Here is a 24,343-nt window from a genome sequence, read left to right as displayed (position 1 = left end):
GCACGGCAGTTGCCCACGGGGACGCGGGGAGGAAGCGGTATGGCACTGAGCGGTGGACTCGACTGGCTGCTGGACGACCTGACCGAGCGGATCGACCAGGTGCGGCACGCCCTGGTGCTGTCCAACGACGGGCTGGTGACGAGCGCGAGCGAGCGGCTGGCGCGGGAGGACGCCGAGCACCTGGCGGCGGTCGCGTCGGGGCTGCACAGCCTCGCCAAGGGCTCCGGACGGCACTTCGAGGCCGGACGGGTGCGGCAGACGATGGTGGAGTTCGACGATGGCGTGCTGTTCGTGACGGCGGCGGGGGACGGCAGCTGTCTGTGCGTACTGGCGGGCCCAGAGGCCGATATGGGACAAATTGCCTACGAAATGGCGCTGCTGGTCAACCGTGTGGGGGAACATCTGGGGGTCGCGGCCCGGCAGCCGGAGAGTTGTCCACAGGGCTGAGGTCGGGGGTTGACCGGCTGTCGTACCTCACCGCTATCGTCGTCACTGTCGGTAACGAACCGGCGGGGATCCGCAGTGGATCCCTCGACGGACACGATGACGGGGGAGTGCGACATGACGGTGATGTGCGACGGGCGGCAGGCGCCTGCGGTGCTCGCGACGGAGGAATGGCTCGCCGCCGGTGAGGTGTTCACGCCAGGGCGCGCAGCCCGCGAACTCGGCCTGAGAGGCGGAGAATTCGACCTGGCCGTGCAGTTGGGGGAAGTTCTCACCCTCCCACCGGATCCTGAAGCGCGGCCCGGCCCGGTCGGCCCGTGGGGGCGGCGCCGGGTGCCGGCGGAGGAGATCCGTCGGCTGCGCAGCGAGGAGGGCTTCCCCGGCACACTGCGTGAGCGACTCCGCACGGTCGGCACGGCCGAGGCCGCCGAACTGCTCGGCATCGGAGCGGCCCGCTGCCTGCGGCTGGCCCGGTCCGGCTGCTTCGCCCCCGCCCGCTGCTACGTGAACCGCTACGGCGCCGTGGTCTGGCTCTACCTCGCGGCGGAGCTGACGGACTTCGCCGACCGCGAGCCGGGGCTGCTGCGGGGCAACATCCCCGCGGTACTGCGGGTCGTGCTCGACGGCGGGCAGGACTGGCGCGGTCGCAAGTGGCGCAGCCGCCGGGTCGCCCAGCTGATGAGCCAGGCGACGGACGGCTGGGAGTCGGCCGCGGTGATCGCGGCGGTACTGCCCCCGGAGGAGCTGGCCTCGGTCGTGGAAGATCCATGGGAGCGCTCCGTGCTACGACGCCTGCGCCCGTCCCTGGCCCCGCCCGCCCCGGGCCCGGCGGCCAGGGAAGCGGTCGAGCGGGCGACCATGGCGGAAGAGTTCGACGAGGTGCTCTGGTACCGCGTCAACCTCTCCCGCTCCCTGGACCGCGCCCGCCACCACCAGCCGGCCACCGCCCGCCTACGCCTCCCGGCCTGCCCGCGCCCGCCGGGTGACGGCCCGTGACGGGCATCGACCCTGGTCGGCGTCACCGCCCCGCCCGACGAGGGAGGGCTTGGGAGCGGTTCGCAGCTCGGCCGTATAGGTCATGAGAGGGACAGGAGCTCACGGGAGGCCGAATGCCTGCTTTCTCATCCCGCCGGTGGCCGAGTGCCTACTTTCCCGCCTCGTCGCCGTACGGACGTTCCAGGCTGTGGTTCTTGGTGTGGGGGCGTAGGAGACCTTCCTGGACCACGGAGACGAGGAGGTTGCCGCCGCGGTCGTAGATGCGGCCGCGGGCCAGGCCCCGGCCGCCGGTGGCGATGGGGGACTCCTGGTCGTAGAGGAACCACTCGTCCGCGCGGAAGGGGCGGTGGAACCACATCGCGTGGTCCAGGGAAGCCATGTCGAAGCCACGCGGGCCCCAGAGCGGCTCGATCGGGATGCGGACGGCGTCCAGCAGGGTCATGTCGCTGGCGTAGGTCAGCGCGCAGGTGTGGATCAGCGGGTCCTCACCCAGCGGGCCGACCGCACGCATCCAGACCGCGCTGCGCGGCTCCGCGCCCTCGATCTCCTCCGGCTTCCAGCGCAGCCGGTCGACGTAGCGGATGTCGAAGGGCTGCCGGCGGGCCATCCGCTCCAGCGCCTCGGGCAGCCCGCCCAGGTGCTCGCGCACCTCGTCCGCGACGGTCGGCAGCTCCTCGGGAGCGGGTACCACGCGGCGCATCGGCAACTGGTGTTCGAAGCCCGGTTCGGGCTTGTGGAAGGAGGCGGTCAGATTGAAGATCGTGCGCCCTTGCTGGACGGCGACCACGCGGCGCGTCGTGAAGGACCGGCCGTCCCGTACCCGCTCCACCTGGTACACGATCGGCACCCCGGGACGCCCCGGGCGCAGGAAGTACGCGTGCAGCGAGTGCACGGGGCGGTCGCCCTCCGTGGTCCGCCCGGCCGCGACCAGCGCCTGTCCGGCCACCTGCCCGCCGAAGACGCGCTGGAGGCTTTCCTGCGGGCTGCGGCCGCGGAAGATGTTCACCTCTATCTGCTCCAGGTCCAGCAGATCCACCAGGCGCTCGGCGGGATTGCTCATGGCCGTACGTCCTCCGTCGGATGTCTCGATGCCATTGCCGGGTGGTGCGCCCCGCGCGGGGCGCACCACCCGGTCACAGCTGGCCCACGGCGGTGACGCGCACGACCGCGCGCCCCTCCTCGTCGGAGGCCGTCAGGTCGACCTCCGCGGAGATGCCCCAGTCGTGATCGCCGTTGGGGTCGGCGAAAGTCTGCCGTACCTTCCACAGCCCGTGCTCGGGTTCCTCCTGAATCTGCAACAGCTTGGGCCCGCGCGCATCCGGACCGGTGCCCAGCTCGTCGTACTCGTCCCAGTACGCGTCCATCGCCTCGCCCCAGGCGTCCGCGTCCCAGCCGGACTCGGCATCCATCTCGCCGAGCTCCTCGACCTTGTCCAGCGCCGCCAGCTCGACCCGCCGGAACAGGGCGTTGCGTACCAGCACCCGGAACGCCCGCGCGTTCGCGGTGACCGGCTTGACCTGGTCCGCCCGCTCGGCGGCCTGTTCGGCGGTCTCCTCCGCGGGATTGGCCAGCTGCTCCCACTCGTCCAGCAGGCTGGAGTCCACCTGGCGGACCATCTCGCCCAGCCAGGCGATGATGTCCTCGAAGTCCTCGGACTTCAGGTCGTCCGGCACGGTGTGGTCGAGCGCCTTGTACGCGCTCGCGAGGTAGCGCAGGACGATGCCCTCGGTGCGCGCGAGCTCGTAGAACGACGTGAACTCGGTGAAGGTCATCGCGCGCTCGTACATGTCGCGGATGACCGACTTCGGCGACAGCGGGTGGTCGCCGACCCACGGATGGCTCTTGCGGTAGAGGTTGTACGCGTGCGAGAGCAGCTCGTCCAGCGGCTTGGGGTACTCGACGTCCATGAGGCGCTCCATGCGGTCCTCGTACTCGACGCCGTCGGCCTTCATCTGGGCCACCGCCTCGCCCTTGGCCTTGTTCTGCTGGGCCGCGAGGATCTGCCGCGGGTCGTCGAGGGTGGACTCCACCACCGAGACCATGTCCAGTGCGTAGGACGGCGACTCCGGGTCGAGCAGGTCGAACGCCGCCAGCGCGAAGGTGGACAGCGGCTGGTTGAGCGCGAAGTCCTGCTGCAGGTCGACGGTCAGGCGGACGATGCGCCCCTCCGCGTCCGGCTCGTCGAGGCGCTCGACGATCCCGCCGTCCAGCAGGGAGCGGTAGATGGCGATGGCGCGGCGGATGTGCCGCAGCTGGTTGCGGCGCGGCTCGTGGTTGTCCTCCAGCAGCTTGCGCATCGCGTCGAAGGCGTTGCCGGGCCGCGCGATCACGGACAGCAGCATGGCGTGGGTGACCCGGAAGCGCGAGGTCAGCTGCTCCGGCTCGGCGGAGATCAGCTTCTCGAACGTGTTCTGGCCCCAGTTGACGAAGCCCTCCGGCGCCTTCTTGCGTACGACCTTGCGGCGCTTCTTGGGGTCGTCGCCCGCCTTGGCGAGTGCCTTCTCGTTCTCCACGACGTGCTCGGGTGCCTGCGCGACGACGAAGCCGGCGGTGTCGAAACCGGCCCGCCCGGCGCGGCCCGCGATCTGGTGGAACTCCCGCGCCCGCAGCGTCCGTACGCGCGTCCCGTCGTACTTGGTCAGTGCGGTGAACAGCACGGTACGGATGGGGACGTTGACGCCGACGCCGAGCGTGTCCGTACCGCAGATGACCTTCAGCAGGCCCGCCTGGGCGAGCTTCTCGACCAGCCGGCGGTACTTGGGCAGCATGCCGGCGTGGTGAACGCCGATGCCGTGCCGGACGTAACGGGACAGATTGCGTCCGAACTTGGTCGTGAAGCGGAAGTTGCCGATCAGCGCGGCGATCTCGTCCTTCTCCGCCCGGGTGCACATGTTGATGCTCATCAGCGCCTGCGCCCGCTCCACGGCCGCGGCCTGGGTGAAGTGCACGATGTAGACCGGGGCCTGGTGCGTCTCCAGCAGCTCGGTCAGCGTCTCCGTCATCGGGGTCGCCCGGTACTCGTACGACAGCGGAACGGGCCGGGTCGCGGACCGGACGACCGAGGTCGGTTTGCCGGTGCGCCGGGTCAGGTCCTCCTCGAAGCGCGACATGTCGCCGAGCGTCGCCGACATCAGCACGAACTGCGCCTGCGGCAGTTCCAGCAGCGGGATCTGCCAGGCCCAGCCGCGGTCCGGCTCGGCATAGAAATGGAACTCGTCCATGACGACCTGACCGATGTCGGCGTCCTTGCCGTCCCGCAGCGCTATGGAGGCGAGCACCTCGGCCGTGCAGCAGATGACCGGCGCGTCGGCGTTGACGGAGGCGTCGCCGGTGAGCATCCCGACATTCTCGGTGCCGAAGAGCTTGCACAGGTCGAAGAACTTCTCCGACACCAGCGCCTTGATCGGCGCGGTGTAGAAGGTGACCTGGTCGTTGGCGAGCGCGGTGAAGTGCGCGCCGGCCGCGACCAGGCTCTTGCCGGAGCCGGTGGGGGTGGACAGGATGACGTTCGCCCCCGAGACCACCTCGATCAGCGCCTCCTCCTGGGCAGGGTAGAGCGCGATGCCCTGCTGTTCGGCCCAGCTCGAAAAGGCTTCGAAGAGGGCATCGGGGTCGGCGTCGTTCGGGAGATGATCGATGAGGGTCACGCCCCCATACTGCCTTCCCGTGGTCCGGATCGGACAACCGGCGGGTCAGACCTAGATCATCTGACGCTACGCTGTGTCGCCGGCCCGGCGTCAGAAACCGGGACCCGAGCTCTGTGTCCAGATCGATCCGGGATGGGGAACGACCATGATGGGACCGGCGCACTCGCTGTCCGGCGCCGCGGCCTGGCTGGGGGTGGGTGCGGCGACGGCGGCCGCGGGATATCCGATGCCCTGGCCGGTACTCGTCGTCGGCGCGCTGATCTGCGCGGGCGCGGCGCTCGCCCCCGACCTGGACCACAAGTCGGCCACGATATCGCGCGCCTTCGGGCCGCTCTCGCGGGCGGTGTGCGGCGTTGTCGACAACATCTCGCACGCCGTCTACAAGGCCACGAAGATGCGCGGCGACTCGAACCGGAACGGCGGACACCGCACCCTCACTCATACGTGGGTGTGGGCGGTCCTGGTCGGCGGCGGAATGTCGCTCCTGGCGGTCACGGGCGGCCGCTGGGCGGTGCTCGGCATCCTCTTCGTCCACATGGTGCTGGCGATCGAAGGACTGCTGTGGCGGGCTGCCCGGGTCTCCAGCGACGTCCTGGTGTGGCTGCTGGGCGCCGCGACGGCCTGGATCCTCGCCGGGGTCCTGGACCAGCCGGGCAACGGGGCGGGCTGGCTGTTCACCGACCCCGGGCAGGAATACCTGTGGCTGGGCCTGCCGATCGTGCTGGGCGCTCTGGTCCACGACATCGGCGACGCGCTGACCGTCTCGGGCTGCCCGATCCTGTGGCCCATACCGATCGGCCGCAAGCGCTGGTACCCGATCGGCCCGCCGAAGCCCATGCGGTTCCGTGCCGGGAGCTGGGTGGAGCTGAAGGTGCTGATGCCCGTGTTCATGCTGCTGGGCGGTATCGGGGGCCTGGGGGCCCTGGGCTACCTCTGAGCCACCCCCGACGGGCAGTGCGGGCGGTAACGGGTTCCCGGGAGCCTCGAAGATCCCCGACGTCCTGCCCACCGGTCGGCTGGGGCAGGGACCGCCACGCCCTGCGGGCGGTGGCCCCGGCCCGGGTCACGGGCCGGGACCACACCTGCGTGGCGTTGCCCGTGCCCCGGGGTGCGGTCTCCCCGACCTGGCCGAGGGCGGGGCCGACACGGACGGCGCGGTCGTCTTCGAGGTGAAGCCGACTCCCTCCGACACCGGTCTTCACCGGGACATTCGTCACCGCTCCCGTGCCGGTCTGCACTGAGGCATTCGGCACTGCTCCCGTGCCGGTCTTCACCGGGGCATTCGGCACCTCTCCCGTGCAGCCGGGAGAGGTGCCGAATGCCCCGGCGAGATCACCGTCGACCCGGCCCGCAGCGTCACCGGCGCCCCGGCTCCCACCGGCCTCGCCGTCCGGAGCCGTCCCCCGGAGCCAGGCCCTGGAGCCCGGCCCCGGATCCGAGCCTCGGAGCCGAGCCCCGGAGCCCGGCCCCGGAGGCCCGAGCCCCCTATCCGTGCCACGACCGCCACAGCGCCGCGTACGCGCCGTCCGCGGCGACCAGTTCGTGGTGGCTGCCGAGCTCGCTGATGCGGCCCGCCTCGACCACGGCGATCACGTCCGCGTCGTGCGCGGTGTGCAGCCGGTGCGCAATCGCCACGACCGTACGGCCGTCCAGCACCCGGCCCAGCGAGCGTTCCAGGTGCCGGGCCGCGCGGGGGTCCAGCAGCGAGGTCGCCTCGTCGAGGACGAGCGTGTGCGGGTCGGCCAGCACGAGGCGGGCCAGCGCGATCTGCTGGGCCTGCGCCGGGGTGAGGGTGTGGCCGCCCGAGCCGACCTCGGTGTCCAGGCCCGCCTCCAGGGCCCTCGCCCAGTCGTCCGCGTCCACCGCGCCGAGCGCGGTCCACAGTTCGGCGTCCCCGGCGTCCGTACGGGCCAGCAGCAGGTTGTCGCGCAGCGAGCCCACGAAGACGTGGTGCTCCTGGTTGACCAGCGCCACATGCTCGCGCACCCGTTCCGCCGGCATCCGGGACAGCTCGGTGCCGCCGAGCGTGACCTCGCCGGTGCGCGGGGCGTAGATCCCGGCGAGCAGCCGGCCGAGTGTCGACTTGCCCGCTCCGGACGGTCCGACCAGCGCCATCCGCGTCCCCGGGCGTACCCGCAGTGTGACCTCGTGCAGCACGTCGACCCCGGCGCTGTAGCCGAACCGCACGTCGTCCGCCCGTACGTCCCGTCCCGCAGGCTCCGCCCGCTCGTCGGCGGCGTCCGGTTCGATCTCCCGTACGCCCACCAGCCGCGCGATGGAGACCTGGGCCACCTGGAGTTCGTCGTACCACCTGAGAATCATCGACACGGGCTCGCTCATCATCTGCGCGAGCAGGGCCCCCGTCGTCAGCTGGCCGGGCGTGATCCAGCCGCGCAGCACGAACAGGCCGCCGAGCAGCAGTACCGCGCCCAGGATCAGTACGTGCGTCACGTTGACGACCGGGAAGAGCACCGAGCGGAGGTAGAGCGTGAAGCGTTCCCACTGAGTCCATTCGCGGATCCGGCGTTCCGACAGCCCGATGCGGCGTTCGCCGAGCCGGTGCGCCTCGATGGTCCGGCCCGCGTCCACCGACTCGGTCAGCGCCGCCGAGACCGCGGCGTACCCGGCGGCCTCGGAGCGGTAGGCGTGCGGCGCCCGTTTGAAGTACCAGCGGCAGCCGATGATCAGTACGGGCAGGCCGACGAGGACGGACAGGGCCAGCGGGGGAGCGGTGACGGTCATGCCGCCGAGCAGCAGCGCGATCCAGACCACGCCGATCGACAGCTGCGGTACGGCCTCGCGCATGGCGTTGGACAGCCGGTCGATGTCCGTCGTGATGCGGGACAGCAGGTCGCCGGTCCCGGCCCGTTCCAGCACACCCGGCGGCAGGGCCACGGACCGTACGAGGAAGTCCTCGCGCAGGTCCGCCAGCATCTGCTCGCCGAGCATCGCGCCGCGCAGCCGCACCATCCGTACGAACACCGTCTGGATCGCCAGGGCGAGGACGAACAGCCCGATCGTGCGCTCCAGGTGCAGGTCGCGGACCCCGTTGCCCAGGTCCTCCACCACACCGCCGAGCAGGAACGGCCCGGCCATGGAGGCGATCACCGCGACGGCGTTCACGGTCACCAGCAGGACGAAGGCCCGCCGGTGCCGGCGGACCAGCCCGCCCACGTAGGCGCGTACGGTCGCGGGCGAGCCGACCGGCAGGGTCGTGGCCGTCCGCGGGGCGTCCGGATCGTGCTCCGGTGGCGCCAGGCCGATCATGCGCTCTCCTCGATCTGGTCGGTGCCGGTACGGGCGAGACGCAGCCCGGCCACGGACGGGCCGGCCACGGACGCGGCCGCCGGTTCGGGTTCCTCTTCGGTTTCGCGGGTGACCACGGCGCGATAGGCGACGTCGGTGCGCAGGAGTTCGCGGTGGGTACCGATGCCCGCGACTCCCTCCGCGCCGAGGAAGACCACCTGTTCGGCGCGGTCCAGGAGCAGCGGACTGGAGGTCAGCACCACGGTCGTGCGGCCCGCGCGCAGGGCGCGCAGCCCGTCCGCGATCCGGGCCTCGGTGTGCGAGTCGACGGCGCTGGTCGGCTCGTCCAGGACCAGCACCTCGGGGTCCGTGACCAGCGACCTGGCCAGCGCCAGGCGCTGCCGCTGCCCGCCCGACAGGGACCGGCCGCGCTCGGTGATGTGGGTGTGCATCGGGTCGCCGGAGTCGTCGGCCGACCCCTGCGCCAGCGCGGTCAGCACGTCGCCGCACTGCGCCGCCGTCAGCGCGTCCCCGGCCCGTACCGATCCGGACGACGGGATGTCCAGGAGTTCGCCGAGCGTCCCGGAGAGCAGGATGGGGTCCTTGTCCTGGACGAGTACGGCGGTACGGGCCGCTTCGCGCGGGACGTCGTCCAGCGCGGTGCCGCCCAGCAGGACCGACGGGGTGCCTTCCGGCGCGTCGGCGGGGTGGCCGCCGAGCCGGTCGGCGAGCCGCCCGGCCGCGTCGGGGTCGCCGCACACCACGGCGGTCAGCTGCCCGCTCGGTGCGCACAGTCCGCTGACCGGGTCGTACAGATCGCCGCGGAGCGTTCCGGGACCGGCGATCCGCCCGTCGGCGGGACGGCTCAGCGCCAGCACGCGGGCGGCGCGTTTGGCCGACGGCTTGGAGAAGGAATAGGCCATGGCGATTTCCTCGAAGTGCCTCAAGGGGTACAGCAGAAACGTCACCGCGCTGTAGACGGTGACCAGTTCGCCGACCCCGATCCGGCCGTCGAGCGCGAGCCCGGTCCCGAACCAGACCACCGCGATCAGCAGCAGCCCCGGCAGGACGACCTGGAAAGCCGAGATCATGGACCACATCCGGGCGCTGCGCACGGCGGCGCGGCGGACGTCCTGGGACGCGCGCCGGTACCGGCCGAGGAAGAGCTCCTCGCCGCCGATGCCGCGCAGGACGCGCAGCCCCGCGACGGTGTCGGAGGCCAGTTCGGTCGCCCGGCCCGCCTTCTCGCGCTGTTCGTCGGCGCGGCGGGTCGCGGGCGGCAGCAGCGGCAGTACGGCCAGGGCCAGTACGGGCACGCCGACGGCGACCACCACGCCCAGCGCGGGCTGGTAGACCACCAGGGCCACACAGACGCCGACGGAGGTCAGCGCCGCGGCCCCGAACCGGGAGATCGCCTCGACGAACCAGCCGATCTTCTCCAGGTCGCCGGTGCTCACGGCGACGACCTCACCGGCGGCCACCCGTCGGGTCATGGCGGACCCCAACTCCGTGGTCTTGCGCGCCAGCAACTGCTGGAGGCGCGCCACCGACGTGATCCAGTTGGTGATCGCGGCGCGGTGCAGCATCACGTCGCCGACCGCGACCAGCACGCCGAGCAGCAGCAACAACCCGCCCGCGAGCAGCAGCCGGGAGCCGGAACGGTCCACGACGGCCTGCACCGCGAGCCCGACCGGGACGGGGAAGGACGCCACGCCACCGGTGTGCACCAGCCCCCAGCACAGTGCTTTGGTCTGCCCGCCCAGCTGCTGCCGGTAGAGCCACAGGAGCAAGCGGCCACCGGAGCGGACGTCCGGGACCCCTGGGTCGGCATGGGGTAGATCGCGAATGTGCATGATGTCCAAAGGTCGGGTCGGATGGCGACGGTTCGGGGCCGAGGGCGGCCGGCAGGCCGGATGTCCGGTGGCCGGTGGGTCCGGTGACCGGACCGAGCCGTGGTGGGACGGTGCCGGGCGCCGTACGAGCGCGCGGGCAGGAGATAAGGGCACGGCTTCGGGGGAGCCATGGAAGACTGGCGCGTCAGGGTGGCCCGCTTCAACCGGTTTTCCGCGCGGGGCGCACACAATGGGCCGGTGCCGTACCGTCCGTACGAGCTGTACGGGTGCGACCATGGGAGCCATGCGAACTGCGTGCTGCATGGTGCGAAGGGCGGCGGCGGCCACGGCGGGACTGATCCTGCTGGCGGGCTGCGGCGCGAGCGGCGGATCGGCGAAGGACAACGGCAAGGGCAGCGGCGGCCGTACCGCGGAGGCTTCCAGATACACGGAGAACATCCCGGGCGTGGGCGCGAAGCTGCGCTCGCGCATTCCCGGGGACACGCGGCAGGTCGTGGCCGTGTACGGCAAGGGCGCCGACTCGGCGGACGCCACGCTGGCCCTGTACACGAAGACGGCCAAGGGGTGGGAGCGGACCGTGGCCTGGCCCGCGCACAACGGGAGGAAGGGCTGGACCACCGACCATCACGAGGACGACATGCGCAGCCCGGTCGGCGTCTTCAGCCTCTCCGACGCGGGCGGTGTGCTGCCCGACCCGGGCGCGAAGCTGCCGTACACCCACTCGTCGGCCTTCACCCCGCCGACGTACTGGGGGAAGCGGACCTGGCACGACTTCGACCACGTCATCGCCGTCGACTACAACCGCGTCAAGGGCACCACGCCCCTGGACCCGACCCGGCCGCAGGGCCAGAAGAAGGGCGGCGGTATCTGGCTCCACCTGGACCACGGCAACGGCACGTCCGGCTGTGTGAGCATCTCGAAGGCGGGGATGGTCTCGTTGCTGCGCACCCTCGACCCGCGACAGCACCCCGTCGTGGTCATGGGGGACACCGCGCACCTCACGGACTGAACGGCCCGCACGGTGCCGGGGCCGGACGGGGCGTCAGGCCCGTCCGGCCCCGTCCGCGTCACTCCGTCGGCTTCGGGGAGTCCACACCCTGCCGCGGCTTGCGCCACAGCCCACGGGTGAAGTCCGGGATGTCCTGGGGCTCGCCCTTGGCCTTGATCGAGGCGTGGCTCAGCGGCACCGGCGCGCTCCAGGTCGCCGCGTCGTAGACGTCAAAGTCCGGTACGAGTCCCAGCTGGAAGCACTGCATGAGCCGGAACAGCATGATGTAGTCCATGCCGCCGTGGCCGCCGGGCGGGTTGGAGTGCTCCTTCCACAGCCAGTGGTCCCACTCCGCGTACTTGCTGAAGTCCCCCCACTCGTCGTTGCTCTGGTCGGGTTCGATGTAGATCCGCTCGGGGTAGTCCTCGAAGACGCCCTTGGTGCCGCCGAGGCTGTTGATGCGGCTGTACGGGTGCGGTGTGGACACGTCGTGCTCCAGCCGCAGCACCCTGCCCTTGGCGGTCTGGACGAGGCTGAAGGTGCGGTCGCTCTCGATGTACGACTCCTTCCAGCTCGGGTCGCCCGGCGGCATGTGCTCCTCGCGGTACTCGGCGAGTCCCAGCGCGGGCGTGCCGAAGCTGGAGATCCGTACCACCCGGTCGCCGCGGTTGATGTCCATGTAGTTGGCTATCGGGCCGAACCCGTGGGTCGGGTAGAGGTCGCCGCGCAGCCGGGTGTGCCACAGCCGCCGCCACGGGCCCTCGTAGTACGTCGGATCGAACATCAGCTGGCGCAGGTCGTGGTTGTACGCGCCCGCCGCGTGCAGCAGCTGGCCGAAGCGGCCCGCGTGCGCCATCCGCAGGACGCGCATCTCGTTGCGGCCGTAGCAGCAGTTCTCCACCTGCATACAGTGGCGACGGGTGCGTTCGGACAGGTCGACCAGTTCCCAGAGCTGGTCCATCCGCATGGAGACCGGGCATTCGACGCCGGCGTGCTTGCCGCCCAGCAGCGTGGCCTTGGCCATCTCGAAGTGCCAGTCCCACGGGGTGGCGATGTACACGAAGTCGAGGTCGCCGCGCTCGCACAGGTTCTCGAAGTCGTGGTCGCCCTTGGTGTAGACGGCCGGTGCGGGCTGTCCGGCCGCGGTGACCAGCTGGACCGCCTTCGCCGCCTTGTCCTTGACCGGGTCGCAGACCGCCACCACCCGGACGCCCGGGATGGCGAGGTAGAGGGGCAGCATGCCCATGCCGCGGTTGCCCAGGCCGATGATGCCGATGCGTACCGTGCGCCGTCTTTCGAACGGTACGCCGATCATGGTCTTGTGACGGCCCTTCGGGGCCGCTGCCGCCTCCCCGGCGGCGGCAGCCGCCGCTCCCGGTCCGGCGTCGGCCGCGGCGGCGCTGCCCGCGCCCAGCCCGCCGATCCCGAGTCCGGCCCCCGCCGCTCCGGCGGTCCACAGAACGGAGCGCCTGCTGGGCCGGGTTCCCTCCCGTCCGGGCCCCTCCTCGTGGCCGTCGTTCTCGTGCGGCCCGTGGTTCTGCGATGGTGCCTCGTTCATCGGTCCTCCATAGGAGCGGATGGTGCGTGGCGGAAGCGTGAACCTCGCTGAGGACCTTGTCGGTTGTGTGGCTCGAAGCACAAGAGGGCCGCTGCGACTGATCTTTTGTGCGCAGGTGCGGGGCCTGCCGGGTACGGCCCGGGGGCGGCGGGACCACCGTCTTGCGCAAATGCCTGGAAATTCTTGCGGAAACTCTTGACGGGCCAACCGGCGGAACGGCAGGCTCCGTCGGACGTTCCCCCCCCACGGCAGCCCGTTCGCGGCTGCCCGCGCGGAGACGGCCCGCGGTGCCCCACCACCGCACACCGGCCGGTCGTGTCCGCCTGTCGAAGGAGCCGCAGAATGCAGCGTCGTACCCGTGTCATCGGCGGCGTGCTGGCCGCCGCCGGCCTCGCCGCGTGCGCCCCCTGGACGGCGCAGGCCGCCCCGCCGGGCGTGAAAACCGTTACAGCCACCCTCTTCGAGCGGCCGTTCTCCCAGGTCGCCGAGGCCTGCACCGACCGGCTCGGCCCGGCCGGATACGGCTACGTCGAGGTGTCACCCGCCACCGAACACATACAGGGCGGACAGTGGTGGACCTCGTACCAGCCCGTCAGCTACCGGATCGCCGGGCGGCTCGGTGACCGTACGGCCTTCAAGAAGATGGTGGACGCATGCCACGCGGCCGGAGTGAAGGTGATCGCCGACGCCGTGGTCAACCACATGGCCGCCGGATCCGGCACGGGTACCGGCGGCACCGCGTACACCAAGTACGGCTACCCCGGCCTCTATGGTGACCGGGACTTCCACCCCTGCCGCAAGGGCATCTCCGACTACCACGACCGGGGCAACGTCCAGACCTGCGAACTCGTCGGCCTGGCCGACCTGGACACCGGCAGCGACCACGTACGGAACGCGGTCGCCGGATACCTGGACGACCTGCGGTCACTGGGCGTGGACGGCTTCCGCGTGGACGCCGCCAAGCACCTGGCCGCCGACGACCTGGCGGCCGTCAAGAGCAAGATGAAGGACCCCGGGTTCTGGGTCCAGGAGGTCGTGTACGGCGAGGGAGAGGCGGTGCGGCCGGAGGAGTACACCGGCACCGGCGACGTCGACGAGTTCCGCTACGGGACGCACCTCAAGGCCGCCTTCCAGAGCGGGAACCTCGCCTCGCTGAAGTCCGTGGCCGACGGCAAGCTGAGCGGCGACCGGGCCCGTACGTTCGTCGACAACTGGGACACCGAGCGCAACGGCTCGACACTCACCTACAAGGACGGCGCGTCCTACCTCCTCGCCAACGTCTTCATGCTCGCCTCGCCGTACGGCTCACCGAACGTCCACTCCGGCTACGCGTGGACCGACAAGGACGCGGGCCCGCCCGCCGGAACCGACGGCTGGACCGACACGCACACCAAGCGGGAGATCACCGGCATGGTCGGCTTCCGCAACGCGGTCGGCTCCGCCCCGCTCAGCGACTGGTGGGACGACGGAGGCGGCGCCCTCGCCTTCGCGCGTGAGGGCAAGGGCTTCGTCGCCCTCAACAACGGCGACACGGCGCTGGACCGTACGTTCGCGACATCCCTGCCGGCGGGCACGTACTGCGACGTGACCCGGGCCGCGCCCGACGCGTGCGACGGGCACACGGTCACCGTCGGGGACGACGGGACGGCACGGATCACGGTCCCGGCGAAGAGCGCGGTGGCACTGCACGTCCGCGGCTGAGACGCCGGACGGCGGCGGGGCCCGCCCGGAGTGTCGGGCGGGCCCCGCCGCATGGCCTCCGGCCCCTCAAGCCTTCGGCCGCGTCGCCCGCTCCAGAGCGAGGAGCGCCGAGTGGTACCCCCGGCCGCCGGTCGCGTGGTCCATCCCGACCTCGCACATCCGGTTCGCCGACAGATGCGCGTCGAAGTGCCGGGACGTCACCTCCGCCGCCTCCTTGGCGGTCGCCGCCTCCGTCAGCTCCTTGTGCAGCAAGCCGCGGTCGCCCGCGAAGGCGCAGCAGCCCGCGTCGTCCGGGATGACCACCTCCGTCGCGCACGCCTCGGCGACCGCGCGCAGCTGCGCCTCGTCACCCAGGTGCCGCATGGAACACGTGGGGTGCAGGACGGCCGAACCGACCGTCCGCAACACCTCCAGGTGCGGCAGCAGTTCCTCGGCCGCCCAGACCACCGAGTCCACGACGGTCAGCTCGGCGTGCAGCTCCCGGTTGTCCGGGGTGAGGTACGGCACGACCTCGTGGGCGATGCCCAGCGTGCACGACGAGGCGTCCACGACCAGCGGCAGCCGCCCGCCCGCCGTCCAGCCCCAGGCGGCCTCGACGATGCGGTTGGCCATCACCGCGTTGCCCTCGTCGTAGCCCTTGGAGTGCCAGATGGTGGCGCAGCAGGTGCCCGCCACGTCGGAGGGGATCCACACCGGCCTGCCCGCGCGCCCGGACACCGCCACGACCGCCTCGGGCAGCGACGGGCCGCCGAAGCCGTCCGGCTCGCCGAAGATGCGGTTCACGCAGGCCGGGTAGTAGACGGCGGCGGCCCCCACGCGCCGGGTCGCGGGCAGTTTCCGGGCCGCCGCGCCGGGGATCTGCGGCAGCCATTCCGGTACGAGATCGGGCCGTACGGCCTTGCGTGCCGCGCCGGTCAGGGACTGCAGCAGCCGGTCGGCGCGGCCCTCGCCGATCCGGTCGCCGATCTTCGCGGCGGCGGCCACCGCCAGCCGCGCCGACCGCTCGACCGCCTTGAAGTGCCGGGCGGTCAGCGCCGCCGCGCGTTCCTCCCGGGGGGAGTGGCGCCGGTGCCGGAACTCCTTCATCATCGCGCCGGTGTCGATGCCGACCGGGCAGGCCAGCTTGCAGGTCGAGTCGCCCGCGCAGGTGTCCACCGCGTCGTACCCGTACGCGTCCAGCAGGGCGCCGGTGACCGGCGAGGCCGGGGTCTGGCGCATCATCTCGCGGCGCAGCACGATGCGCTGGCGCGGTGTCGTGGTCAGGTCCTGGCTGGGGCAGGTCGGTTCGCAGAAGCCGCATTCGATGCACGGGTCGGCGACGGCTTCGACCTGCGGAATGGTCTTCAGGCCGCGCAGGTGCGCCTTCGGGTCGCGGTCGAGCAGGACGCGCGGGGCCAGGATGCCGTGCGGGTCGACGGTCTGCTTGATGCGCCACATCAGCTCCGTGGCGCGCGAGCCCCATTCGCGTTCGAGGAACGGGGCGATGTTGCGGCCGGTGGCGTGCTCGGCCTTCAGCGAGCCGTCGAAGCGTTCGACGGTCAGCGTGCAGAACTCGTCCATGAAGGCGGCGTAGCGCTCCACGTCCGCGGGCCGGGCGGCGTCGAAGGCGAGCAGGAAGTGCAGGTTGCCGTGCGCGGCGTGGCCCGCCACCGCCGCGTCGAAGCCGTGCCGGTCCTGGAGTTCCAGCAGCGTCACACAGGCCTCGGCGAGCCGGGACGGCGGTACGGCGAAGTCCTCGGTGATCAGCGTCGTACCGGACGGGCGGGAACCGCCGACCGCGGTGACGAACGCCTTGCGGGCCTTCCAGTACCCGGCGATGACTCCGGCGTCGCGGGTGAACGCGTTGGTCACGGACGCGACCGGGGCGACCAGCTCCAGCCCCGCCAGCACCTGCCGCGCGGCCTCCTCCTGCGTCTCCTGCGCCGCCTCGTCGGGTGCGCGGAACTCGACCAGCAGCGCGGCGGTCGTCTTCGGCAGCTCCGCCCAGTCGGCGGGCACCCCGGACACGCGCACCGACGCGCGCAGCGTGTTGCCGTCCATCAGCTCGACGGCGATGGCCCCCGCCTCGTTGAACTGCGGGACGGCGGCCGCGGCGGCGCTCAGCGTCGGGAAGAACAGCAGGGCGGTGGAGGTGTACCGGTTCAGGGGCAGCGTCTCGAAGACGGTCTCCGCGATGAAGCCGAGGGTGCCCTCGGAGCCGACCGCCAGTCCGCGCAGGATCTCGACGGGCGTGCCGCCGTCCAGGAAGGCGTCCAGCCGGTAGCCGTTGGTGTTCTTGATCTCGTACTTGGCGCGGATGCGGGCCACCAGCTCCCGGTCCGCCTCGATCTCCGCCTTCAGCGCCATCAGTCCCTGGCACAGCGCGGGTTCGGCGTGCGCCAGTTCCCCGTCCGCCGCCGGGTCACCGGTGTCCACGATCGTTCCGGAGGGCAGCACGAGCGTGACCGAGGCCAGCGTCCGGTAGGAGTTGCGGGTGGTGCCCGCCGTCATGCCGGAGGCGTTGTTGGCGACCACGCCACCGAGCGTGCAGGCGATGGCGCTGGCCGGGTCCGGACCGAGCAGCCTGCCGTACCGGGCGAGCGCGGCGTTGGCCCGTACGACCGTGGTGCCGGGCCGGATACGGGCGCGGGCGCCGTCGTCCAGCACCTCGACGCCCGCCCAGTGCCGGCGCACGTCCACGAGGATGTCCTCGCCCTGCGCCTGCCCGTTGAGCGAGGTGCCGGCGGCCCGGAAGACGACGTCGCGGCCCTTGCCGTGGGCGTAGGAGAAGACCGTGGAGATGTCGTCGACGTCCTCGGCGAGCACGACGACCTGCGGGACGAAGCGGTACGGGCTCGCGTCGGAGGCGTACCGGACCAGGTCGGAGATGGTGTGCAGCACCTTGTCCGGGCCGAGCAGCGCCGTCAGGTCGTCGCGCAGCCGCTCCGGGGTGCCGGACGCCCGTCGGTCGGTCACCCGGTCGTGGTACGGGCCTTCCGTGGTGGCCGGCCGCAGGGTCCCGGGCTTCGGTTCCAGCAGGGGCATGACGACTCTCCTCCGGTCTGCGCGGGCCCGCTCCGCCGCTCCGGCGCCCGGTGCGGCCACCCGTTTCCAGTGTTTCAGCAGCGTCCCGCCGCCCCGTCCACCAGGGTGGACAGCAGGCCGCCGAGCACGTCCCGCTGTTCGGCGGTCAGTGGTGCCAGGATTTCGCGTGCCGCGTCCCGGCGCGCGCCGCGCAACGCGCGCAGCGTCGAACGGCCGGTGTCGGTCAGCTCGATCCGTATGACGCGGCGGTTGGCGGGGTCGGGCACCCGGCGCACCGCGTCCTTCGCCTCCAGCGCGTCGACCAGCGTCGTCACGGCCCGCGGTACGACCTCCAGGCGTGCGGCCAGGTCGGCCATGCGGGGCGGTGTCCCTTCGCGGTAGTGGTCCACGATGCGCAGCAGCCGGGTCTGCGCCGGGGTCAGCGCGATGTCGAGCGTCTCCAGGTGCCGCTGCTGCGCGCGGTGCATCCGGCGGGTCAGGCGCACCAGCTGCTCCGCCAGGTCGGGGTCGGTGGTGGCGGGGGAGGTGGTGGCCGGGTCGGTGGCGGCCGGGTCGGGGGAGGGCATGGCCGGAGGGTATCAGGACCACGCTCATTGTGAGTATAGGTAACAATTGGTTATGCTCGGCGGGTCCCACCTCCCGTACCCCTCCGAAGGAGCCCATGCGCCCCGACGAACCCGAGTGGACCCCGCCGCCCAGGGACCCGGCCCAGCCGGCCCAGGTGCGGCGCATCCTCGCCCTCTTCCGCCCCTACCGCGGCCGGCTGGCCACGGTGGGCCTGCTGGTGGCCGCCTCCTCCCTGGTCTCGGTCGCCTCCCCCTTCCTGCTCCGCGCCGTGCTGGACGTGGCGATCCCCCAGGGGCGCACCGGACTGCTGACCCTGCTCGCCGCCGGCATGATCGTCACCGCCGTGCTGACCAGCGTCTTCGGCGTCCTGCAGACCCTGATCTCGACCACCGTCGGCCAGCGCGTCATGCACGACCTGCGCACCGCCGTCTACGCCAAGCTCCAGCGGATGCCGCTGGCGTTCTTCACCCGCACCCGCACCGGCGAGGTGCAGTCCCGCATCGCCAACGACATCGGCGGCATGCAGGCCACCGTCACCTCCACCGCGACCTCCCTGGTCTCCAACCTCACCTCCGTCGTCGCCACCGTCGTCGCCATGCTCGCCCTCGACTGGCGGCTGACCCTGGTCTCCCTGCTGCTGCTCCCGCTCTTCGTCTGGATCAGCCGCCGGGTCGGCAACGAACGAAAGCGGATCACCACCGCCCGGCAGAAGCAGATGGCCGCGATGTCCGCGATGGTCACCGAGTCGCTGTCGGTCAGCGGCATCCTGCTCGGCCGCACGATGGGCCGCGCCGACTCCCTCACCCGCAACTTCGCCACCGAGTCCGAGCGGCTGGTCGGCCTGGAGGTCCGCGCCAACATGGCCGGGCGCTGGCGGATGGCCACCATCGGCATCGTCATGGCCGCCATGCCCGCCGTCATCTACTGGTCGGCCGGACTCGTCCTCCAGCTCGGCGGCCCGGTCTTCTCCATCGGCACCCTCGTCGCCTTCGTCACCCTCCAGCAGGGCCTGCTGCGCCCCACCGTCTCGCTGCTGTCCACCGGCGTGCAGATGCAGACCTCCGTCGCACTCTTCCAGCGCATCTTCGAATACCTCGACCTGCCGGTGGCCATCACCGAACCGGCACACCCGGTACGCCTGGCCGAGCCGCGAGGCGAGGTCCGCTTCGAGCACGTGACGTTCACGTACGACAACCCGGAGCGCGAACCCGGCGCAGCGCCCGCCCCGGCGACCCTGCGCGACATCGACCTGAGCGTCCCGGCCGGCAGCAGCCTGGCCGTCGTCGGGCCGACCGGCAGCGGCAAGAGCACCCTGAGCTACCTGGTGCCGCGGCTGTACGACGTGACGGCGGGCCGGGTCACCCTGGACGGCACCGACGTCCGCGACCTGGACTTCGACTCCCTGGCCCGCGCCGTCGGCGTGGTCTCCCAGGAGACGTACCTCTTCCACGCCTCCGTCGCCGACAACCTCCGCTTCGCCAAGCCGGACGCCACCGACGACGACATCGAACGCGCCGCCCGCGCGGCCCAGATCCACGACCACATCGCCGGCCTCCCGGACGGCTACGACACCCTCGTGGGCGAACGCGGCCACCGCTTCTCCGGCGGCGAGAAGCAGCGCCTGGCCATCGCCCGGACGATCCTGCGCGACCCGCCCGTCCTCGTCCTCGACGAGGCCACCAGCGCGCTGGACACCCGTACGGAACACGCGGTGCAGCAGGCCATCGACGCGCTCTCCAAGGGCCGTACCACCATCACCATCGCGCACCGCCTGTCCACCGTCCGCGACGCCGACCAGATCGTCGTCCTCGACGGGGGCCGGATCGCCGAACGCGGCACCCACGGCGAACTCCTCGCCGCAGGCGGCCGCTACGCGGCCCTGGTGAAGCGTGACGCACACCTCGTCCCCAACGGTGATCAGCCCCTGTCCGCCGACCTGACCCACGGGTAAGGTCGGCCCCGACCGCACCGGACCGACCCTGGGAGCGCCCCGTGGCAGCCGCCGACCGCACCGCCGACCGTTCCGCCCTGACGATGGCCCGGATGCTCGGCGGCATGGGGGCGCTCCACTTCCTCGCCCCCAAGCCGTTCGACGCGATCGTGCCCCGCGCGCTGCCCGGCTCCCCGCGCACCTGGACGTACGTCAGCGGCGCCGCGGAACTCGCCGTGGCCGCCGCGGTCGCCCTGCCGCGCACCCGCCGGGCCGGCGCGCTGGCCGCCGCCGGCCTGTTCGCCGCCGTCTTCCCCGCCAACATCAAGATGGCCCGCGACTGGCGACACCGCCCGGCGCCCCTCAGGGCCGTCGCCTACGGCCGCCTGCCGCTCCAACTGCCCATGGTCGCCTGGGCCCTGCACACGGCCCGCGCCGCCGGGCGGGACGACCGCCCCTGAAATGCGCGGGCACGCCGCGCCACCACCCCCATAGGGTGAGCCGTATGCCTGCCCACGAGGACCTGCCGCCCTGCGAGTTCGCCTACCCGGGCCCGCTGCGGGACCGGCTCGTCGCCGCCGTCCTCAGTGGCGCCAAGACCACCACGACGGGCCTGCTGGCGGACTACGAGCACGAGGGCGACCCGCTGCCGCGCATCGGCGACCGCTACCGGGTACCCGACTCCGGCGGCCGAACCGTCGCCGTCATCGAAGTGACGGAAGTACGGGTGCTGCGGCTGGCCGATGTGGACCTGCCGCACGCCGTGGACGAAGGCGAGGGCCACCGGACCGTGGCCGCCTGGCGGTCCGACCACGAGAGCTTCTGGCACGGCCCGCAGATGCGCGAGGCGCTCGGCGACCCGGAGTTCCACACCGACGACGACACGCAGGTCGTCGCCGAGCGTTTCCGGGTCGTGGAGCGGTTTTAGGGCGGCGGTCGAACTTCGTTGCTGACGTGGGGTCAGCGCCTTTGAGCTGCCCGCGCCAGCGCGTCCACGGTCACGCCCACGATGGCCAGGAGCTGCGCGGGGCTCGCCCCGGCCCTGCTCATGACGGCGAGCGACTGGTTCACAGCCGCCGTGTGTACGGCGAAGGCCTCGGCGTCCTGGTCGGTCAGCCGGCCGGCCTTCAGCGCGGTGCGCAGGCGCAGGCGCTGGAAGCCGAGTGCCTGCTTGGCGTGCGCCGCGATGCTCGGACTCAGCACCGGGATCGCCATGGCCGACTGGGCGATCAGGCATCCATCAGGTAGTCCGGGATCGGCGATGCGCTGGAGGGTGACGTCGAAGAACGCACGGACAGCGGCAACGGGTTCCGAGGCTGCACACGACAGGGCGGCGTCGTACTTCTCGCCATAGCGCGCGGCGTAGAGATCCAGGCAGCGCAGGAAGAGCGTGTCCTTGCCGCCGAGGGAGGAGTAGATGGAACTGCGGTTCAGGCCGGTTGCCCGCGACAAATCGTCCAATGAGGTGTCGGCGTAGCCGTCGCGCCAGAACTGGATCATCGCGGCGTCGAGCGCCGTGTCCATGTCGAACTGCTTCTTGCCTGCCACGCGGTACTTCCTTGCCGGTGCGTCGATGGTGCGGACCGTGTCGCGCACCATTCTATCTTGAACTAATCAGTTCAAGATGTGTAGCCTGCGATCGTGGTCATGGCCAGCCACACCGTTCCGACCGCACACCGCACACCGCGTACCTGACACCGATGGAGAATCCCCGTGACCGGCCCGGCAACAACCAGCACTCCTCATGTCTGCGAAAGCAACCCCGTCCGCGACCTGCCCCTGCAGGATCTGACCGGATTCACTCACCGCTGGGTCGACGCGGACGGCGTCCGCCTTCATGCCGTCGAAGGCGGACGGCCGAGCGGCCCGGCCGTCGTCCTGCTCGCCGGATTCCCGCAAACCTGGTGGGCCTGGCGAAAGGTGATGCCCGGCCTCGCCCGCCGGTTCCGCGTCATCGCGATCGACCTGCCGGGTCAGGGCCACTCCGAGCGTCCGGAGCGCGGCTACGACACGCACACGGTCGCCGCGCACGTCCATGCCGCCGTGCAGGCTCTCGGAGTGTCGACCTACTCCCTGGTCGCCCACGACGTCGGCGCCTGGGTCGCTTTCTCCCTCGCCCTCAACTTCGAGAGCCACCTGCGCGGGGTCGCTCTGCTCGACGCCGGAATTCCCGGTATCACTCTCCCGGAGGCGATTCCCACCGACCCGGATCGCGCGTGGAATACCTGGCATTTCGCGTTCCACCTCGTGCCCGATCTGCCCGAGACGCTGCTCGCCGGCCGCGAACGCGAGTACGTCGGCTGGTTCCTGAAGGTGAAGGCGCTGTCTCCCGATACGTTCGACGACGCCGAGATCGACCACTACGTGGCGGCCGTCGCCGCCGACGGCGGCCTGCGCGCTTCCCTCGCGTACTACCGAGACGCCGCGGAGTCGGCGCGCAAGAACCGCGAGGCGCTCACGTCGCGGCACCTGACGGTGCCGGTCCTCGGAATCTCCAGCAGCCACGGCTCCATTCCGGACATGGCCGCCTCCATCAGCCCATGGGCCGACAACACCACCCGAATTGTCGTGCCCGACGCCGGACACTTCATCCCCGACGAGCAGCCCGAAGCCGTCGCTGCCGCGATAGCGGACTTCATCGCCGACGGCGACTGACGCCCGTCGAACCCACCCGGCCGCGCCGCCCGTCCCATCGGCCCATCGCGGTCGATATCGCGCCGCAACGGGCATGCCGCACCTTCGGTTGTCCGGAAAGGTGCGCAATTGAACACTTCGTCGTCACTGCAAATGCGCCCGTGCAAGATCCTTGTCCGCCCGTGACGCCGTCGCCTATCGTGTCGATCATGCATATCTCCTTCATCTGTACGGGGAATATCTGTCGCTCTCCCATGGCGGCACTGATGTTTCAGGAGGAATTAAGCAGGGCCGGAATGGCGCACCGCGTCTCCGTCACCAGTGCCGGGGTGGGGACCTGGCACACCGGAAAGCGCATCGACGAACGGGCCGCCGGCGTATTGTCCGCACGCGGATACCCGGTCCATCACGTGGCGGCTCAACTGGGGGAACGCGACCTCGACGCGGATCTCTTCGTGGCCATGGACTCCCGCCACGTCGCCGAACTGGAAGCCCGGCTCGAAACGGCGCGGCTCCAAACGGCCCGGCTCGAAACGGCGCGGGGCGAAGCGGGGGACGGCGGAGCAGGGGAGCCGGCCCGACGGATCCGGCTGCTGCGGTCGTTCTCGCCGGAGTGCGGCGGCGCGGCGTCCGGCGCGGACCAGGTGCCCGACCCCTATTACGGGACGGAGGCGGACTTCGCCGAGGTCTTCTCGATGATCGAGGCCGCGATGCCGGGGCTGGTCGAGTGGGTGCGCTCCCGGGCCGGAGACGGGGGAGTCCCGGAAGGCGCCCCGCGGGAGGCCGGACACCGGACATCGGCGCCCCGGGTCCGCGATGTACGGAATCTGCCGGCGCAACGGGACGAGGCCGACCGCCTCGGCGAACAGGAGAGCCCGGATCTCGCCGCCTCGGCCCTCGGCGAGTTGCTGCCCGTATTCGAGCGCGTTTACGGCCCGGAACACCTGGAAACCCTCACGACGAGGGACATTCACGCGCATTGGCTGGCCGAGGGCGGACATTTCCGCACGGCGCTGAGTGCCTTTCAAGCCTACCTCCCGGACTGGGAGCGACTGGCCGGACCCGACCACCCGGGCACTTTGCACTGCCGTCAGAACATCTCCTATTGGACGGGCGAGTCGGGCGACTTCGACCTGGCCGTCGAATTGAGCAGGGAACTCCTCCCGATGCGTGCGCGAGCCCTCGGTCCGACGCACCCCGACACCCTGCTGACCGAACACCGCCTCGCCTACTGGATCGGCGAGGGAGGCGATCCCGCCACCGCTTTGGCCCGATTCCGGGAAATCCTGGAAACGCGTACGGAGCACCAGGGGCCGGAACACGCGGACACGCTCACCGCCCGGCACGAAATCGCGCGCCGCACCGGCGAAACCGGCGAGGCCGAAAAGGCCGCCGAGCAGTTCGAGGAACTGGTGCCCCGCCGGGAACGGGTCCTGGGCCCCCGGCACATCAGCATGCTGACGACCCGCCACGAACACGCCAAATGGGTCGGCGAGGCGGGAGCGCCCGACAAGGCGCTGGCCATGCTGCACGACCTGTGGCCCGTACGGAAGGAAGTCCAGGGCGCGCACCACCCCCGGACCCTGCTGACCCAGCACGAACTGGGCCGGTGGACGGCGGTGAGCGGCGACCGGGACGCCGCCCTGCCCATCGTTCAGGACGTCCTGCGCGCCCGGGACCGCGTCCTGGGACCGAACCACCCGCATACGCGCCTGACCCGCGACCTTCTCGCGGGCCTCGGCGTCCGCTGACGGC

Annotated in this window: 18 protein-coding genes; 10 read left to right on the top strand and 8 right to left on the bottom strand. The window is 71.5% G+C overall.

What is annotated here, in order from left to right:
* Window positions 1-39: 39 nt before the first annotated feature.
* Both A6A06_RS33840 and A6A06_RS33835 read left to right on the top strand, forming a co-directional pair.
* Window positions 40-447 (top strand): roadblock/LC7 domain-containing protein, encoded by a 408-nt coding sequence (locus tag A6A06_RS33840; RefSeq protein ID WP_073766764.1) that lies wholly within the window; start codon window positions 40-42, stop codon window positions 445-447.
* Window positions 448-522: 75 nt separating this feature from the next.
* Window positions 523-1,440 (top strand): DUF6397 family protein, encoded by a 918-nt coding sequence (locus A6A06_RS33835; RefSeq protein WP_274535906.1) that lies wholly within the window; start codon window positions 523-525, stop codon window positions 1,438-1,440.
* 148 nt (window positions 1,441-1,588) lie between these two features.
* On the opposite strand, the gene A6A06_RS33830 is transcribed toward A6A06_RS33835, so the two are convergent.
* Window positions 1,589-2,500: an acyl-CoA thioesterase gene (locus A6A06_RS33830; protein WP_073766762.1), complete on the bottom strand. Its 912-nt coding sequence runs from the start codon at window positions 2,498-2,500 to the stop codon at window positions 1,589-1,591.
* A gap of 73 nt (window positions 2,501-2,573) precedes the next feature.
* Entirely contained in the window at window positions 2,574-5,087 is a 2,514-nt protein-coding gene (locus A6A06_RS33825) for a DEAD/DEAH box helicase (protein ID WP_073766760.1), read from the bottom strand.
* A gap of 145 nt (window positions 5,088-5,232) precedes the next feature.
* On the opposite strand from A6A06_RS33825, the gene A6A06_RS33820 reads away from it, so the two are divergent.
* Window positions 5,233-6,024: a metal-dependent hydrolase gene (locus A6A06_RS33820; RefSeq protein WP_073766758.1), complete on the top strand. Its 792-nt coding sequence runs from the start codon at window positions 5,233-5,235 to the stop codon at window positions 6,022-6,024.
* A 548-nt stretch (window positions 6,025-6,572) separates the two neighbouring features.
* Here A6A06_RS33820 and A6A06_RS33815 read toward each other — a convergent pair.
* Together A6A06_RS33815 and A6A06_RS33810 are read right to left on the bottom strand one after the other, a co-directional pair.
* Window positions 6,573-8,354, bottom strand: a complete 1,782-nt coding sequence (locus A6A06_RS33815; RefSeq protein ID WP_073766756.1) for an ABC transporter ATP-binding protein — start codon at window positions 8,352-8,354, stop codon at window positions 6,573-6,575.
* On the bottom strand, window positions 8,351-10,186 hold the full coding sequence (locus tag A6A06_RS33810; RefSeq protein WP_073767192.1) for an ABC transporter transmembrane domain-containing protein: 1,836 nt from the start codon (window positions 10,184-10,186) through the stop codon (window positions 8,351-8,353). The genes A6A06_RS33815 and A6A06_RS33810 overlap by 4 nt, the downstream gene beginning before the upstream one ends.
* 274 nt (window positions 10,187-10,460) lie before the next feature.
* On the opposite strand from A6A06_RS33810, the gene A6A06_RS33805 reads away from it, so the two are divergent.
* Window positions 10,461-11,195 carry a L,D-transpeptidase family protein gene (locus tag A6A06_RS33805; protein WP_073766754.1) on the top strand — a complete coding sequence of 245 codons (735 nt, stop codon included), beginning with the start codon at window positions 10,461-10,463 and terminating at the stop codon, window positions 11,193-11,195.
* 58 nt (window positions 11,196-11,253) lie between these two features.
* Here A6A06_RS33805 and A6A06_RS33800 read toward each other — a convergent pair whose 3' ends face one another.
* Window positions 11,254-12,732 carry a Gfo/Idh/MocA family protein gene (locus A6A06_RS33800; RefSeq protein WP_073766752.1) on the bottom strand — a complete coding sequence of 493 codons (1,479 nt, stop codon included), beginning with the start codon at window positions 12,730-12,732 and terminating at the stop codon, window positions 11,254-11,256.
* Between the two features lie 342 nt (window positions 12,733-13,074).
* Here A6A06_RS33800 and A6A06_RS33795 point away from each other — a divergent pair, with 342 nt between their 5' ends.
* Window positions 13,075-14,433 carry an alpha-amylase gene (locus A6A06_RS33795; protein WP_073766750.1) on the top strand — a complete coding sequence of 453 codons (1,359 nt, stop codon included), beginning with the start codon at window positions 13,075-13,077 and terminating at the stop codon, window positions 14,431-14,433.
* A gap of 66 nt (window positions 14,434-14,499) precedes the next feature.
* Here the strand turns inward: A6A06_RS33795 and A6A06_RS33790 are convergent, their stop codons facing one another.
* Window positions 14,500-17,457: an FAD-binding and (Fe-S)-binding domain-containing protein gene (locus tag A6A06_RS33790; RefSeq protein WP_073766748.1), complete on the bottom strand. Its 2,958-nt coding sequence runs from the start codon at window positions 17,455-17,457 to the stop codon at window positions 14,500-14,502.
* A gap of 74 nt (window positions 17,458-17,531) precedes the next feature.
* Window positions 17,532-18,023 carry a MarR family winged helix-turn-helix transcriptional regulator gene (locus A6A06_RS33785; protein ID WP_073766746.1) on the bottom strand — a complete coding sequence of 164 codons (492 nt, stop codon included), beginning with the start codon at window positions 18,021-18,023 and terminating at the stop codon, window positions 17,532-17,534.
* A gap of 95 nt (window positions 18,024-18,118) precedes the next feature.
* Between A6A06_RS33785 and A6A06_RS33780 the strand changes: the two genes are divergently transcribed.
* Genes A6A06_RS33780 through A6A06_RS33770 form a run of 3 tightly spaced genes read left to right on the top strand, consistent with a single transcriptional unit; the run spans window position 18,119 to window position 20,882 of the window.
* Complete coding sequence (locus A6A06_RS33780; protein WP_073766744.1) at window positions 18,119-19,975, top strand: ABC transporter ATP-binding protein; 1,857 nt, start codon at window positions 18,119-18,121, stop codon at window positions 19,973-19,975.
* 41 nt (window positions 19,976-20,016) lie between these two features.
* A complete protein-coding gene (locus tag A6A06_RS33775; protein WP_443333813.1) occupies window positions 20,017-20,415 on the top strand; it encodes a DoxX family protein in 399 nt (132 codons plus the stop codon).
* A gap of 44 nt (window positions 20,416-20,459) precedes the next feature.
* The gene (locus A6A06_RS33770) at window positions 20,460-20,882 is read left to right on the top strand and encodes an ASCH domain-containing protein (protein WP_073766742.1); all 423 of its coding nucleotides are present in this window, start codon (window positions 20,460-20,462) and stop codon (window positions 20,880-20,882) included.
* 32 nt (window positions 20,883-20,914) lie between these two features.
* On the opposite strand, the gene A6A06_RS33765 is transcribed toward A6A06_RS33770, so the two are convergent.
* A complete protein-coding gene (locus tag A6A06_RS33765; RefSeq protein ID WP_073767188.1) occupies window positions 20,915-21,502 on the bottom strand; it encodes a TetR/AcrR family transcriptional regulator in 588 nt (195 codons plus the stop codon).
* A 165-nt stretch (window positions 21,503-21,667) separates the two neighbouring features.
* Here A6A06_RS33765 and A6A06_RS33760 point away from each other — a divergent pair, with 165 nt between their 5' ends.
* Window positions 21,668-22,609: an alpha/beta fold hydrolase gene (locus tag A6A06_RS33760; RefSeq protein ID WP_073766740.1), complete on the top strand. Its 942-nt coding sequence runs from the start codon at window positions 21,668-21,670 to the stop codon at window positions 22,607-22,609.
* Entirely contained in the window at window positions 22,495-24,339 is a 1,845-nt protein-coding gene (locus A6A06_RS33755; protein ID WP_338015970.1) for an arsenate reductase/protein-tyrosine-phosphatase family protein, read from the top strand. Before A6A06_RS33760 ends, A6A06_RS33755 begins: the two co-directional genes overlap by 115 nt.
* Window positions 24,340-24,343 lie beyond the last annotated feature (4 nt).

Source organism: Streptomyces sp. CB02923, from assembly GCF_001905005.1.
In the GTDB taxonomy this organism is placed as follows: Bacteria; Actinomycetota; Actinomycetes; order Streptomycetales; family Streptomycetaceae; genus Streptomyces.
Note: the sequence above shows the minus strand (reverse complement) of the source record. Positions and strands in the feature narration are given on the sequence as shown.

Excerpts from the sequence above, each read along its gene's own strand:
- A6A06_RS33840 (WP_073766764.1), top strand. The coding sequence starts at position 40 with ATGGCACTGAGCGGTGGACTCGACTGGCTGCTGGACGACCTGACCGAG.
- A6A06_RS33830 (WP_073766762.1), bottom strand. The coding sequence starts at position 2,500 with ATGAGCAATCCCGCCGAGCGCCTGGTGGATCTGCTGGACCTGGAGCAG.
- A6A06_RS33820 (WP_073766758.1), top strand. The coding sequence starts at position 5,233 with ATGATGGGACCGGCGCACTCGCTGTCCGGCGCCGCGGCCTGGCTGGGG.
- A6A06_RS33815 (WP_073766756.1), bottom strand. The coding sequence starts at position 8,354 with ATGATCGGCCTGGCGCCACCGGAGCACGATCCGGACGCCCCGCGGACG.
- A6A06_RS33810 (WP_073767192.1), bottom strand. The coding sequence starts at position 10,186 with ATGCACATTCGCGATCTACCCCATGCCGACCCAGGGGTCCCGGACGTC.
- A6A06_RS33805 (WP_073766754.1), top strand. The coding sequence starts at position 10,461 with ATGGGAGCCATGCGAACTGCGTGCTGCATGGTGCGAAGGGCGGCGGCG.
- A6A06_RS33800 (WP_073766752.1), bottom strand. The coding sequence starts at position 12,732 with ATGAACGAGGCACCATCGCAGAACCACGGGCCGCACGAGAACGACGGC.
- A6A06_RS33795 (WP_073766750.1), top strand. The coding sequence starts at position 13,075 with ATGCAGCGTCGTACCCGTGTCATCGGCGGCGTGCTGGCCGCCGCCGGC.
- A6A06_RS33790 (WP_073766748.1), bottom strand. The coding sequence starts at position 17,457 with ATGCCCCTGCTGGAACCGAAGCCCGGGACCCTGCGGCCGGCCACCACG.
- A6A06_RS33785 (WP_073766746.1), bottom strand. The coding sequence starts at position 18,023 with ATGCCCTCCCCCGACCCGGCCGCCACCGACCCGGCCACCACCTCCCCC.
- A6A06_RS33780 (WP_073766744.1), top strand. The coding sequence starts at position 18,119 with ATGCGCCCCGACGAACCCGAGTGGACCCCGCCGCCCAGGGACCCGGCC.
- A6A06_RS33770 (WP_073766742.1), top strand. The coding sequence starts at position 20,460 with ATGCCTGCCCACGAGGACCTGCCGCCCTGCGAGTTCGCCTACCCGGGC.
- A6A06_RS33755 (WP_338015970.1), top strand. The coding sequence starts at position 22,495 with ATGGGCCGACAACACCACCCGAATTGTCGTGCCCGACGCCGGACACTT.